Below are 13087 nucleotides of genomic sequence, written 5' to 3' on the forward strand. Positions count from 1 at the left end.
TTCTCTCTAGTGACAATCCTGGCGCCGTGATTTACATACGTACATCAAATTACATATGTGAGTTCGGCTATGGCGACGGACCAGGTTCATATCGGCAAGCTGCCCTTGGAAGGCCGCGCGCCTAGCCGCTGGCGCTGGGTGATCGTCGCCGTTGGCTTCGCGATCCTGATCGGCGTGGGCTTCGAGATCATGGCGCGTCACGATCGCGCCGAGCAGGCGGCGCGGGACGTGTTCTGGCGCATCGACGGCCCGCCCTGCGCGCCGCTGGATCCTATGCTGTTCAAGAGCTCGCGCCGATTGCCCCAGGCCACGCCCTATGACGAGGCGCTGTACCGGCGGTTGGGCGGGACGATGACCTGCACGCACCTGATCGACCGTATCGATGGGGCCAAGGTCCGCTATCCCGTCTGCAAGTTCGGCGCGCCGGACTATCTGGTCGTGTCGCAAGGCGGCCGGAACTGGTTCTACGACCTGACCGGCGCGCGGGCGGCGTCGGTCACGGTCCTGAACGGCCAGGTGCGTTGCGTCGTCGCGCCGCCATTCCGAATGTAATCGGCCTTGCCAATATGTCCCTTTCATAGCTAGCTATATAGCGCGCTATGAATGTGGAGGCGGCGATGGACAACGATTTGCTGGCGGGGTTTGGCGTGGGCTTCCTGGGCAGCCGGCTCAAGCGCCTGGCCGAGCGGATGCAGGCCGACGCCGCCGAGGTGGCGCGCTATCTCGATCTGCCGGTGCAGCCGGCCCAGATGTCGCTGCTGATGACCATCCGCCTGCACGGTCCGATCTCGGTGGGCGAGCTGGCCCAGCGTCTGCAACTGGCCCAGCCGACCGTGACGCGCGCCCTGGGCGGGCTGAGCGCGTTCGTCGAGGCGAGGCCCATGCCGGGCGACGCGCGCTCCAAGTCGCTGGCTCTGACGCCGGCCGGTGAGGCGCTGATGGTCCGGGTGCAGACCGAGCTCTTGCCGCGCATCGAGCCAGCCGCCGCGCAGCTGGTCGAGGCTCTGACTGGCGACTTCATGCAGGGCCTGGCCAAGGTCGAGCAGCGGCTGGACGAGGCCTCGCTGCTGACCCGTATTCAGGCGGCCGGCGCGCCGACCCTGTGGGCGCGCGACTTCTCCGACGATCTCGCCGAGGCTTTCTATCGGATCAACGCCGAGTGGATCGAGGAGATGTTCGCCCTGGAGGAAAACGACATCGCCCTGCTGTCCAAGCCGCGCGAGCTGATCCTCGACAAGGGCGGTGTGGTGCTGTTCGCCGAGACGGCCGAACTGGGCGTGGTCGGCACCTGCGCCCTGATGGTCTCCAAGGACGGCTGGGTCGAGCTGACCAAGATGGGCGTCCTGGCCAGCGCCCGGGGCCTGAAGGCCGGCGAATACCTGCTGGCCAAGACCCTGGAACGCGCCGCCAGCTTAGGCATGGACAAGGTCTATCTGCTGACCAACCGCAAGTGCGCGGCGGCCATCCATCTCTATGAGAAGCTGGGCTTCGTGCACGACGCCGAGATCATGGCGATGTTCGGCGCGCGCTACGAGCGGTGCGACGTGGCGATGTCTTACCAGCCGCGCCGTTAGGCCTTGGCGAGGACCTTCTTCGCCAGCCAGCGCCGCACCGGCTCGTCATAGAGCTTGAGGCTGGCCCAGGCGATCGTCACCGCCAGCACGAACACGCCAGCTCCGACCAGCGCGCCCTGGGCGGGGCCGATCTTCTTGTCCACGACCCAGCCGGTGTAGATGTAGATCAGCGGATAGTGGGTGATGTAGAGCGGGTAGGAGAGGTCGCCGAAGAACCGGGCGATCCGCACGCTGGGACCATCGACATCCTTCTCGCCCGCGCCGATGGCGACGATCAGCGGGAACAGCAGGATGATGACGGCCGCCTCGTAGAGGCCGTTCAGCCACAGGCGCTCTTCACCGCCGAAGCGCGGCAGCGACAGGCCCACGATCAGCAGCAGGCTGCAGACGGCGAAGCCGCTGGGGACCTTGATCCGCTTGCCCAGGCGCATCAGCAGCACGCCGGCGAAGAACGGGAACATCACCCGCGTCAGGCCGATCTGGATGCCGCTGGCGTCCAGCGCCCAGCCGCCGATCACGTCGCCGCGCGGACCGCGCGTCAGCAGATAGACCAGCGCCGCCGCCGACACCGCCACCAGCGCGCCCAGCCAGCGGTTCGACAGCTTCCGCAGGCCCACGGCGTAGAGGATGTTGGCGACATACTCGTAGAACAGCGACCACTGCGGCCCGTTCAGCGGATAGATCTCGCCCCAGCCGCGCGGCTCGACCGCCGGGGTCACCGGGATCATCACGAAGCCCAGCAGCACCATGACCAGCACTTGCAAGGTCGTGATGTTGGCCAGCTTCGGGAACAGCGAATAGTGCTGGAAGGTCAGCAGGGCCGCGCCGATCAGCGTGCCGACGATGATCATCGGCTGCAGGCGCACCAGCCGCCGCTTGAAGAACGCCCCGATGCTCATCCCGCCCCAGCGGTCGTCATAGGCGTAGGCGACCACGAAGCCCGACAGCAGGAAGAAGAAGTCCACCGCCAGGTAGCCGTGGTTGATGATCTGCTTGTGTGCGTCGCCGCCGTTGTGGGCCTCTAACAGGTGGAACACCACCACCATCAGGGCGGCGACCCCGCGCAACCCGTCGAGGATGACGTAGTGGCTCTTGGCCGGAGCAGTGGCGTTGGTCGAGGTCGCGGCGGCGGTCGTCGTCATGCGCAATCAGGGCCTCCCACGCCCCTTTTTCGTTGTTGCGCGGGAGGCTTGCTGTGTTCGCCCCCGGACGACAAGGGGCTTTGCGCATTTGTCCTAAGGACAAATGCGGCAAGGGCTTAGTCGACCTTGGCCAGCACCTTGCGGATCGTCTCGACCATGCGGTCGATGTGGCCCTTCTCCAGGATCAGCGGCGGCGACAGGGCGATGATGTCGCCGGTGACGCGGATCAGCAGGCCTTCGTCGAAGCAGGTCTCGAAGGTCTCCAGCGCGCGGGCCGTCGGGGCGCCGTCGCGGGGCGACAGCTCGATGCCGGCGACGAGGCCGAGGTTGCGGATGTCGATGACGTGGCGGGCGTCCCGCAGCGAATGCATGGCCTCCTGCCAGTAGGCCTCCATCGACGCGGCGCGAGCGAAGAGGTCGTCCTCCTGGTAGGTCTCCAGCGTCGCCAGACCCGCCGCGCAGGCCAGCGGGTGGGCCGAATAGGTGTAGCCGTGGAAGAGCTCGATCGGGGCGTCGGCGCCTTCGAGCATGGTGTCGTAGATCCTGGTCGAGGCGGCGACCGCGCCGCACGGGACCGCAGCGTTGGTCAGGCCCTTGGCCATGCAGATCAGGTCGGGCGTGACGCCGAAGCGGTCGGCGGCGAACGGAGCGCCGAGGCGTCCGAAGCCGGTGATCACCTCGTCGAAGATCAGCAGGATGTCATGCTTGTCGCAGATCGCCCGCAGGCGTTCGAGATAACCCTTGGGTGGGACCAATACGCCGGTCGAGCCGGCCACCGGTTCGACGATCACGGCGGCGATGTTGGAGGCGTCGTGCAGGGCGACGATTCGCTCCAGGTCGTCGGCCAGGTGCGCGCCGTGCTCGGGCTGGCCCTTGGCGAACAGATTGCCGGGCACGCCGTGAGTGTGGGGCAGGTGGTCGACGCCGGTGAGCAAGGACCCGAAGTACTTGCGGTTGGTCGGGATGCCGCCGACCGAGATGCCGCCGAAGCCAACGCCGTGATAGCCGCGCTCGCGGCCGATCAGTCGGGTCTTGGTGCCCTTGCCCCGGGCGCGGTGGTAGGCGAGCGCAATCTTCAGGGCGGTATCGACCGATTCCGAGCCGGAGTTGGTGAAGAAGATGCGGTCCAGGCCCTTGGGCGTCACCTGGGCCAGGCGCGAGGCGAACTGGAAGGCCAGCGGGTGGCCCATGTTGAAGCACGGCGCGTAGTCCATCTCGGCCGCTTGGCGTTGGATAGCCTCGCGGATTTTCGGACGGTCATGGCCGGCGTTGACGCACCAGAGGCCGGACGTGGCGTCCAGCACCTCGCGGCCCTCCGGAGTCTTGTAGAGCATGCCGCTGGCCGACGAGAGCATGCGCGGGTTGCTCTTGAACCGCCGGTTCGGCGTGAACGGCATCCAGAAGGCGTCGAGGTCGTTGGCGCCGAAGTCGGGCATGGCGGGAGAACTCCTTCTGGGGATTGCATTGTGATCGCAATTTGATCTTCTTCGGAAGAGCACTTCTTTCATCCGTCTCCCCGGCGAAAGCCGGGGCCCAGATGGAAGAGCGCTGGAGTGGGTTCCATGAGCGCGGCGCCTATCCCATCAGCACAAGCGCTTTGGGATCTGGGTCCCGGCTGGAGTTTATGCTCGGGCGTGCGAAGCACGACCCGTGGCGCCGGGAAGACGGGGGGAGGGGTTAGATGATCAAAGCTCGACGTCCTCTGGCCGACTCCCAAGCCGTCCACGACCAGGTGTACGAGGCCATCCGCCAGGCGCTGATCACCGGCCGCATCGCGCCGGGCAAGGGCGTGTCCTTGCGCAGCCTGGCCGCCGAGCTGAGCGTCTCGCCGATGCCGGTGCGTGACGCCGTCCGCCGTCTGGTGGCCGAGCGGGCCCTGGCGATCAATCCGGCCAACAAGCGATTGTCCGTGCCGTCGCTCACCGCCGACCGGCTGGAGCAGCTGTCCCTGGCCCGGCTGTGGGTCGAGCCGGAGCTGGCCGCCCGCGCCACGAAGAACGCCGACGCCAGCCTGGTTCGCCAGCTGCAGGCCATCGACGCCGAGGTCGACGAGGCTCTGCGGCTGGGCGATGTCGATCGCTACATGACCGCCAACCACGCCTTCCATTTCGCCCTCTACGAGCGGGCGGGGGCGGAGGTGCTGCTGTCGATGGCCGGCGGCCTGTGGCTGCAGGTCGGGCCGTTCATGCGGGTGGTGTTCGGCCGGGTCGGCTCGGACGGCCTGGCCGCCGATCGCCACGCCGAGGCCATCGCGGCCCTGAAGGTCGGTGACGCGGACGGCGCCCGCCGCGCCATCGCCGCTGACCTTTCCGAAGGCATGGACAAGATGCGCGCGGCGGTGGACGCCGGCCCGTAAGTCGGAAGCTTGACACGTCCTCGTCGTCGTAAAACTGTGATCACAATCAGTACGGATTTCCCCGCGTGACCCTGCCCGCCGACATCACCGACCGCCTCGCTCGCCTGGAGCTGCCCAGTCTGGCGGTGATCGATGGCGCGCGGGTCGAGGCCGTCTCGGGGGCGACCTTCCACAACGTTTCGCCGCGCGACGGCCAGGTGCTGAACCTGGTGGCCGCCTGCCAGGCCGAGGACGTGGCCTTGGCCGTGTTCGCCGCCCGCACCGCCTTCGAGGACGGCCGTTGGCGCGATCAGGGCCCCCGCGCCAAGAAGAAGGTGCTGTTCCGCCTCGCCGAGCTGATGGAGCGCGACGCCGAGGAGCTGGCGCTGCTGGAGAGCCTGGACGTCGGCAAGCCGATCAGCGACGCCCGCAATGTCGACGTGCCGCTGGCGATCAACACCTGCCGCTGGTACGCCGAGGCGCTGGACAAGGTCTATGGCGAGGTCGGCGCCTCGCCGGCCGATCGCCTGAGCTACGCGGTGCATGAGCCGCTGGGCGTGATCGGGGCGATCGTGCCGTGGAACTTCCCGCTGCACATGGCGATGTGGAAGGTCGCTCCCGCGCTCGCCATGGGCAATTCCGTGGTCCTGAAGCCGGCCGAGCAGTCGCCGCTGACGGCCCTGAAGCTGGGCGAGCTGGCCCTTGAAGCCGGGCTCCCGGCAGGGGTGCTCAACGTGGTCCCCGGCCTCGGCGGTGTCGCCGGCGAGGCGCTGGCGCTGTCCAACGACGTCGACATGATCGCCTTCACCGGCTCGGGCCCCGTGGGCCGCAAGCTGATGGAATATTCCGCCCGCTCGAACCTCAAGCGCGTCAGCCTGGAGCTGGGCGGCAAGTCGCCCCAGATCGTCTTCGCCGACTGCCCGGACCTGGACGCCGCCGCGCAGGCCGCCGCCTGGGGCGTGTTCTATAACCAGGGCGAGGTCTGCACCGCCGCCTCGCGCCTGCTGGTCGAGGCCTCGATCAAGGACGAGTTCCTGGAGAAGGTCGTGGCCGTGGCCAAGGGCATGGTCGTCGGCGACCCGCTGGATCCGACCACCCAGTTCGGGGCCATGGTCAGCGAGCGGCAGATGAACACCGCCCTGGACTACATCGCCACCGCCGATAGCCAGGGCGCGCGGCGTGTGCTGGGCGGCCAGCGCATCCGCCAGGACAGCGGCGGTTTCTATGTCGAGCCGACCATCTTCGACCGCCTGGAGGCCGACCACACCCTGGCCCGCGAGGAGGTGTTCGGTCCGGTGCTGGGGGTGATGAGCTTCAAGTCCGAGGACGAGGCGATCCAGCTGGCCAACGACACCGTCTACGGCCTGGCCGCGGGCCTGTGGACGTCCGACATCAACCGCGCCCTGCGTGGAGCCAGGCGGCTGAGGGCGGGTCTGGTCTGGGTCAATGGTTGGGACGCCTGCGACATCACCATGCCGTTCGGGGGCTTCAAGCAGTCGGGCTTTGGCCGCGACCGCAGCCTTCATGCGTTGCACAAGTACGCCGACCTGAAGTCGGTGTCCGTGACGCTGAGGTAGCCCTGCATGACCCGCCTGAATCTCGTTGAAACCGAAGCCTTCATCGACGGCCTCTGGATCGAGGGCGACGCCACCTTCGAGGTGCTGAACCCGGCCGACGGGACGGTGATCGCGCAGGTCGCCGACCTGGGTCCCGGCGAGACGCGGGTGGCGATCGAGGCGGCGCATCGGGCCTTCCCGACCTGGGCGGCCAAGACCGCCAAGGAGCGGGGCGCGATCCTGCGCAAGTGGAGCGACCTGATGCTCGCCCACGCCGACGACCTGGCCCGGCTGATGACCGCCGAGCAGGGCAAGCCGCTGGCGGAGTCGAAGGGCGAGGTGGCCTATGGCGCGGCGTTCATCGACTGGTTCGCCGACGAGGCCAAGCGCGGCTACGGCCACACCATTCCGACCCCGATGCCCGGCAAGCGGCTGATGTCGATCAAGCAGCCGATCGGGGTCTGCGCGGCCATCGCGCCGTGGAACTTCCCGATCGCCATGATCACCCGCAAGGTCGGGCCGGCCCTGGCCGCCGGCTGCACCGTGGTGGTCAAGCCAGCCGCCGAGACGCCGCTGTGCGCGCTGGCCATCGCCCGGCTGGCCGTCGAGGCGGGGGTGCCGGCGGGCGTGCTGAACGTCGTCACCGGCAAGGACTCGGCCGGCATCGGCAAGGCCCTGTGCGAGGACGGCCGGGTGCGCAAGCTGTCGTTCACCGGCTCCACGCCGGTGGGCAAGATCCTCTACCAGCAGTGCGCCGGCACGATGAAGAAGCTCTCCCTGGAGCTGGGCGGCAACGCGCCCTTCATCGTGTTCGACGACGCCGACCTGGAGGCCGCCGTCGACGGCGCCATCGCCAGCAAATACCGCAACACCGGCCAGACCTGCGTCTGCGCCAACCGCCTGATCGTCCAGGCCGGCATCCACGACGCCTTCGTCGCGCGGCTGGCCGAGAAGGTCGCGGCGATGAAGGTCGGGCCGGGCACGGGCGAGGGCGTGGTGATCGGCCCGCTGATCAACGACAAGGCCATCGCCAAGGTCGAGAGTCTGGTGCGCGAGGCGGTCGAAGGCGGGGCCAAGGTCGTCGTCGGCGGCGATCGCCACGACCTGGGCGGGCTGTTCTACCAACCGACCGTGCTCAGCGGCGCGACGCCGGACATGCGCTTGTTCCAGGAAGAGATCTTCGGCCCCGTCGCCCCGATCGTGAAGTTCCACACCGAGGAGGAGGCCATCCATCTGGCCAACGCCACGCCGTTCGGGCTGGCGTCGTACTTCTACAGCCAGGACGTCGCCCGCTGCTGGCGCGTGGCCGAGGCGATCGAGGCCGGCATGGTCGGCATCAACGAAGGCCTGATCTCCACCGAGGTCGCACCGTTCGGCGGCGTGAAGGAAAGCGGCCTGGGCCGCGAGGGCTCGTCCGAGGGTTTGGATGAGTATCTGGAGACCAAGTACCTCTGCTTCGGCGGGGTGGCATGAGCGTAGCCGTCGCCGCCCGTTCCGGACTGTCCGACCTGATCGCCGCCGAGCGCGCGCGGTTCACGGCGGAGCATCCGCGATCGGCGGCGATGGCCAAGGCCGCCGCCGGCGTCTGGCGCGGCGGCGCGCCGATGCACTGGATGAACGACTGGGCGTCGCCGTCGCCGATCTTCGCCGCGCAAGGCGTCGGCGCGCAGGTCACCGACGTCGATGGCAAGCTCTATGACGACTTCTGCCTGGGCGACACGCCGGCCATGTTCGGCCATGGCGACGCCTCGGTGGCGGCCGCCGTCGCTGACCAGATCAAGCGCGGAGCGGGGTTCATGCTGCCGACCGCCTCGGGGGTGATCGTCGGCAAGCTCTTGGCCGAGCGCTTCGGCCTGCCGCTGTGGCAGATGGCGACCACGGCCAGCGACGCCAACCGCGCGGCGATCCGCTGGGCGCGAGCGGTGACGCAGCGGCCGGTCGTGCTGGTGTTCGACGGCTGCTACCACGGCATGGTCGACGACGCCTTCGTGGTGCTGAAGGACGGCGCCTCGACGATGAAGCCGGGCCTGCTGGGCCAGGTCCACGACCTGACCAGCACGACCCGCGTCGTGCCGTTCAACGATCTTGAGGCCCTGGAAGCCGCCCTCGCGCCGGGCGATGTCGCCGCCGTGCTGGCCGAGCCGGTGATGACCAACTGCGGGATGATCCTGCCCGAGCCCGGTTTCCACGAGGCCCTGCGTCAGCTGACCCGCGACGCCGGAACGCTGCTGATCATCGACGAGACCCACACGATCTCGACCGGCCCCGGCGGCTATACGAAAGCCCACGACCTGGAGCCCGACGTCTTCGTCCTGGGCAAGGCCGTCGCTGGCGGTATTCCCGCCGCCGTCTGGGGCGTCACGGCCGAGCTCTCGGTGCGGATGGACAAGGCCCAGCAGCGGATCGGTCCGGGCCAGTCCGGCATCGGCACCACGCTGTCGGGCAACGCCCTGGCCATGGCCGCCATGCGGGCGATGCTGTCCGAGGTGATGACCGACGCGGCCTACGCCAGGATGTTGGCCGGCGCGGACCGCCTGGTCGCCGGCCTCAAGGCCGTGATCGCCGCGCGCCGCCTGCCGTGGTCCGTCGCCCATGTCGGCGCGCGCGTCGAACTGGTCTTCGCCGATCCTCCACCGAAGAATGCCGCCGCCATGCGGAAAGCGCTGGACCACCAGGCGGTGGACGCGCTCCATCTGTGGCTGATCAACCGGGGCGTCCTGATCGCGCCCTTCCACAACATGATGCTGGTCTCGCCCGTCACCGACGACGCGGCGATCGACCGGCTGGTCGCGGCCGTGGACGGCTTCGCGATCGCGATGGGGGACGTATGAGCGCCGTAGCCGATATCCAGGAATGCCGCGACTTCCTCGCCGCCCACCCGCAGGTGCGGTTCGTCGATGTGTTCTTCACCAGCATGACCGGCGTGCCGCGCGGCAAGCGGCTGCGGGTGCATGAGCTGGAGGCGATCTACGACTACGGCCGCTTCCTGCCGGGCTCGGTGCTGGTGGTCGACACCAACGGCGCCGATTGCGAGGACACCGGCCTGGTCTGGGAAGACGGCGACGCCGACCGCCGTGCGCGGCCCGTGCCGGGGACCCTGACCCTGGCGCCATGGCTGGGCCCCGACGTCGCCCAGGTCATGCTGTCGATGTACGAGCTGGACGGGACGGCGAACGATCTGGACCCGCGCCACGTGCTGCAACGGGTGCTGGACCGCTACGCCGCCGATGGCCTGACGCCGGTCGCGGCCTGCGAGCTGGAATACTACCTTGTCGATCTGCAGCGCGGCCCGAACGGTGAGCTGCAACCAGCCAAGTCGATGCAGACCGGCCTGCGCCCCACCGGCATCCAGGTCTACGGCCTGCCCGAGCTGGAGGCCCATGCCCCGTTCCTGCGCGAGCTGTGGGACACCGCCGACGTGATCGGCGTGCCGCTAGAAGGCGCGATCTCAGAGTTCGCCCCGGCCCAGGTCGAGCTGACCCTGAAGCACAAACCCGACGCCTTGAGAGCTTGCGACGACGCCCTGCTGTACAAGCGCATGGCCAAGGGCGTCGCCTTGCGCCACGGGGTCGAGGCGACCTTCATGGCCAAGCCGTGGGCCGACCGCGCGGGCAATGGCTTCCACGTCCATGTCAGCTTTAACGATGCGGACGGCAACAACCTGTGCGCCGCCGAGGACATCGAAGGCTCGGCAATGCTCAAGCACGCCATCGGCGGCATGAAGGCGCTGCTGGGGGACGGCATGGCGATCCTGGCGCCGAACGCCAACAGTTATCGCCGCTTCAAGGCCAATTCCTACGCGCCGGTCGCCGCCACCTGGGGCGTCAACAACCGCACCGTATCCTTGCGCGTCCCGGCCGGTCCGGCCAAGACGCGCCATGTCGAGCACCGCGTGGCCGGGGCCGACGGCAATCCGTACCTGGTCATGGCCGTGCTGCTGGCCAGCGCCCACCACGGCCTGACGAACAAGATCGATCCGGGCCCGGCGGTGGTCGGCGACGGCTATGCGGCGGCGGCCAAGGAGAAGTCGCGGCTGCCGGCCAACTGGTTCGCGGCGGTCGATCTCTTCGAGAAATCCGAGGTCCTGCGCGACTACCTCGGCGACCGCTTCGTGGACATGTTCGTCTCGGTCAAGCGTACCGAACAGGCGCGGTTCTTCGAGGTGGTCACCGAGCTCGATTTCGACTGGTACCTCCGCAACGCCTGATGGCGCTGTGGGGCGGGAATAAAAAGGATGGAACAAGAGTCTTCATCGATTTGGCGCGAAACATGAGGGAGTTTCGATGAGCGGATATCGTAATGGCGGGGCCTCGCGGCGCTCGCTGCTGACGGCCTTCGGGGCGGCGGCGATCGGCCTCAGCTTCACGGCCTGCGGCGAGAAGCCCAAGGCTACCGGGGCGAACGGCGAAGAGCCCAAGCTGAACTTCTACAACTGGGACACCTATATCGGTGAGACCACGTTGGGCGACTTCAAGAAGGCGTCTGGCATCGACGTGAACATGAGCCTGTTCGCGACGAACGACGAGTTGTTCGCCAAGCTCAAGGCAGGCAATCCGGGCTTCGACGTGATCGTGCCGTCGAACGAGTTCGTCACCCGCATGGGGCAGGCCGGCATGCTCGAGGTGCTGGACCACGCCAAGATCCCGAACATGAAGAACCTGGATCCGTCGTTCCTGAACCCGGACTTCGACCCGGGCCGGAAATACTCGATGCCCTACACCTGGCTGCTGCTGGGCATCGGCTATCGCAAGAGCAAGGTCCAGGGCGTGCCCGACAGCTGGAAGTGGCTGTTCGACAGCGACAAGTACAAGGGCCACATCGCCCTGCTGTCGGAAAGCGCCGACCTGGTGCGCCTGGCCGCCAAGTATCTGGGCCACAGCGTCAACGACATCCCGGCCGACATGCTGCCGAAGATCGAGCAGATGCTGATCAAGCAGAAGCCGTTCGTGAAGGCCTTCCACGACGACAACGGCCAGGACCTGCTGGTCTCGGGCGAGGTCGATCTGGTGCTGGAGTACAATGGCGACATCGCCCAGGTGATGAAGGACGACCCGGACCTCGACTTCGTGGTGCCCAAGGAAGGTTCGCTGATCAACAGCGACACCCTGTGCATCCCGAAGGGCGCGCCGCGGCCCAACAACGCCCACGCCTTCATCAACTACCTGCTGGACGCCCAGGCCGGGGCCGAGATCACCAAGACGATCCTCTACCCGACCCCGAACGCGGCGGCCAAGGCGCTGATGCCGGAGAGCTACCGCGAGAACAAGGTGATCTTCCCGCCGGCCGACGTGATGGCCAAGTGCGAGTACGGGGCGTTTGAGGGAGCCGAGAAGGCCAGCCTGTACGAGGAAATCATCACGCGGGTGCGGGCGGCATGATCCGGCTCCCTTCCCCTTGATGGGGAAGGGTTGGGGATGGGGTGACACCCACGGTGGATGTCACCCCGGCCTCGCCAAGTCCTGACACGCTTTCACCCCCAACCCCGCCCTTCCCCCATCAAGGGGGAAGGGAGAGAAGCTCCCGATGGAACAATCCTGGAAACAGGCGAAAGCCGTCTTCGCCGCGGCGTTGGGACCGCCGCTGGTGTGGCTGGTGCTGTTCTTCCTCGCGCCCATGGCGATCGTCTGGGCCTACAGCTTCGGTCACAACGCCGGCCTGACCGAGATCGCCATCAGCGGCACGTTCCACAACTACGCCCGCGCGATCGAGCCGCTGTACCTGAAGATCTTCCTGAAGTCGGCCTGGGTGGCGGGGCTGACGACGTTCCTGTGCCTGGTCATCGGCTTCCCCGTGGCCCTGGCCATCACCTTCGCGTCCGACAAGGCCAAGACCTGGCTGCTGCTGCTGATCATGCTGCCGTTCTGGACGAACCTCCTGATCCGCACCTACGCCCTGATCGCCGTGCTGCGCACCGAGGGTTTCGCCAACCAGGGCCTGGAGTGGCTGTGGAAAGGCGGGAGCGGCTTGGCCACGCTGGTCGGGCTCCAGCCGCTGGGCGACTTCCAGCCGCTGGAGCTGCTGCACAACAATTTCGCGGTGATCCTGGGCCTCGTCTACGTCCACCTGCCCTTCATGGTGCTGCCGCTCTATTCGGCCCTGGACCGGCTGGACAAGTCGCTGCTGGAGGCCAGTCTCGACCTCGGCGCCGGGCACATGCGGACCCTGTTCAAGGTGGTCGTGCCGCTGGCGCTGCCGGGCATCGCGTCCGGCATCCTGATCACCTTCATCCCGGCGCTGGGCGCGTACCTCACGCCCGACCTGCTGGGCGGCCCCGACAGCCAGATGATCGCCAACGTCATCGAGCGCCAGTTCAAGCGCGCCAACGACTGGCCCTTCGGCGCGGCCATGTCGTTCGTGCTGATGTACCTGACCTTCATCGCCATCGCGATCCAGGCGGTCCTGGCGAAGCGCACGCCGGAGGCCAAGGCATGATGGCCCTGTTTCATGATCCCTCCCCCTTGATGGGGGAGGGTAGGGTGG

Annotated in this window: 11 protein-coding genes; 9 read left to right on the forward strand and 2 right to left on the reverse strand. The window is 67.7% G+C overall.

Annotation, left to right across the window (positions count from 1 at the left end; all coding sequences use genetic code 11):
* Positions 1–69 precede the first annotated feature (69 nt).
* Entirely contained in the window at positions 70–552 is a 483-nt protein-coding gene (locus tag AC07YH_RS24635) for a hypothetical protein (protein WP_494749539.1), read from the forward strand.
* Between the two features lie 65 nt (positions 553–617).
* A complete protein-coding gene (locus tag AC07YH_RS24640) occupies positions 618–1574 on the forward strand; it encodes a bifunctional helix-turn-helix transcriptional regulator/GNAT family N-acetyltransferase (protein WP_494749540.1) in 957 nt (318 codons plus the stop codon).
* Here AC07YH_RS24640 and AC07YH_RS24645 read toward each other — a convergent pair.
* On the reverse strand, positions 1571–2716 hold the full coding sequence (locus tag AC07YH_RS24645; protein ID WP_494749541.1) for an acyltransferase family protein: 1146 nt from the start codon (positions 2714–2716) through the stop codon (positions 1571–1573). The two genes, AC07YH_RS24640 and AC07YH_RS24645, sit on opposite strands and share 4 nt — an antisense overlap.
* A gap of 116 nt (positions 2717–2832) precedes the next feature.
* The gene (gene aptA, locus AC07YH_RS24650) at positions 2833–4152 is read right to left on the reverse strand and encodes an omega-aminotransferase AptA (protein ID WP_494749542.1); all 1320 of its coding nucleotides are present in this window, start codon (positions 4150–4152) and stop codon (positions 2833–2835) included.
* 248 nt (positions 4153–4400) lie between these two features.
* Between aptA and AC07YH_RS24655 the strand changes: the two genes are divergently transcribed.
* From AC07YH_RS24655 to AC07YH_RS24685, 7 genes are all read left to right on the forward strand, one after another.
* Positions 4401–5072, forward strand: a complete 672-nt coding sequence (locus AC07YH_RS24655) for a GntR family transcriptional regulator (protein WP_494749549.1) — start codon at positions 4401–4403, stop codon at positions 5070–5072.
* Positions 5073–5137: 65 nt separating this feature from the next.
* Positions 5138–6628, forward strand: coding sequence for an aldehyde dehydrogenase (locus tag AC07YH_RS24660; protein ID WP_494749543.1), 1491 nt, complete (start codon positions 5138–5140; stop codon positions 6626–6628).
* A 6-nt stretch (positions 6629–6634) separates the two neighbouring features.
* Positions 6635–8080 (forward strand): NAD-dependent succinate-semialdehyde dehydrogenase, encoded by a 1446-nt coding sequence (locus tag AC07YH_RS24665; RefSeq protein ID WP_494749544.1) that lies wholly within the window; start codon positions 6635–6637, stop codon positions 8078–8080.
* Positions 8077–9438 carry an aspartate aminotransferase family protein gene (locus tag AC07YH_RS24670; RefSeq protein WP_494749545.1) on the forward strand — a complete coding sequence of 454 codons (1362 nt, stop codon included), beginning with the start codon at positions 8077–8079 and terminating at the stop codon, positions 9436–9438. The genes AC07YH_RS24665 and AC07YH_RS24670 overlap by 4 nt, the downstream gene beginning before the upstream one ends.
* Positions 9435–10814, forward strand: a complete 1380-nt coding sequence (locus AC07YH_RS24675; RefSeq protein ID WP_494749546.1) for a glutamine synthetase family protein — start codon at positions 9435–9437, stop codon at positions 10812–10814. Before AC07YH_RS24670 ends, AC07YH_RS24675 begins: the two co-directional genes overlap by 4 nt.
* A gap of 76 nt (positions 10815–10890) precedes the next feature.
* Positions 10891–11985: an ABC transporter substrate-binding protein gene (locus AC07YH_RS24680; RefSeq protein ID WP_494749547.1), complete on the forward strand. Its 1095-nt coding sequence runs from the start codon at positions 10891–10893 to the stop codon at positions 11983–11985.
* 145 nt (positions 11986–12130) lie between these two features.
* The gene (locus AC07YH_RS24685; protein WP_494749548.1) at positions 12131–13039 is read left to right on the forward strand and encodes an ABC transporter permease; all 909 of its coding nucleotides are present in this window, start codon (positions 12131–12133) and stop codon (positions 13037–13039) included.
* The last annotated feature ends 48 nt before the right edge of the window (positions 13040–13087 follow it).

The organism is Caulobacter sp. GW456-12-1-14-TSB4, assembly GCF_059424195.1.

What these genes read in the sequence shown, in the direction of transcription:
- AC07YH_RS24635 (WP_494749539.1), top strand. Translation starts at nt 70, where the DNA reads ATGGCGACGGACCAGGTTCATATCGGCAAGCTGCCCTTGGAAGGCCGC.
- AC07YH_RS24670 (WP_494749545.1), top strand. Translation starts at nt 8,077, where the DNA reads ATGAGCGTAGCCGTCGCCGCCCGTTCCGGACTGTCCGACCTGATCGCC.
- aptA (WP_494749542.1), bottom strand. Translation starts at nt 4,152, where the DNA reads ATGCCCGACTTCGGCGCCAACGACCTCGACGCCTTCTGGATGCCGTTC.
- AC07YH_RS24645 (WP_494749541.1), bottom strand. Translation starts at nt 2,716, where the DNA reads ATGACGACGACCGCCGCCGCGACCTCGACCAACGCCACTGCTCCGGCC.
- AC07YH_RS24665 (WP_494749544.1), top strand. Translation starts at nt 6,635, where the DNA reads ATGACCCGCCTGAATCTCGTTGAAACCGAAGCCTTCATCGACGGCCTC.
- AC07YH_RS24680 (WP_494749547.1), top strand. Translation starts at nt 10,891, where the DNA reads ATGAGCGGATATCGTAATGGCGGGGCCTCGCGGCGCTCGCTGCTGACG.
- AC07YH_RS24640 (WP_494749540.1), top strand. Translation starts at nt 618, where the DNA reads ATGGACAACGATTTGCTGGCGGGGTTTGGCGTGGGCTTCCTGGGCAGC.
- AC07YH_RS24675 (WP_494749546.1), top strand. Translation starts at nt 9,435, where the DNA reads ATGAGCGCCGTAGCCGATATCCAGGAATGCCGCGACTTCCTCGCCGCC.
- AC07YH_RS24685 (WP_494749548.1), top strand. Translation starts at nt 12,131, where the DNA reads ATGGAACAATCCTGGAAACAGGCGAAAGCCGTCTTCGCCGCGGCGTTG.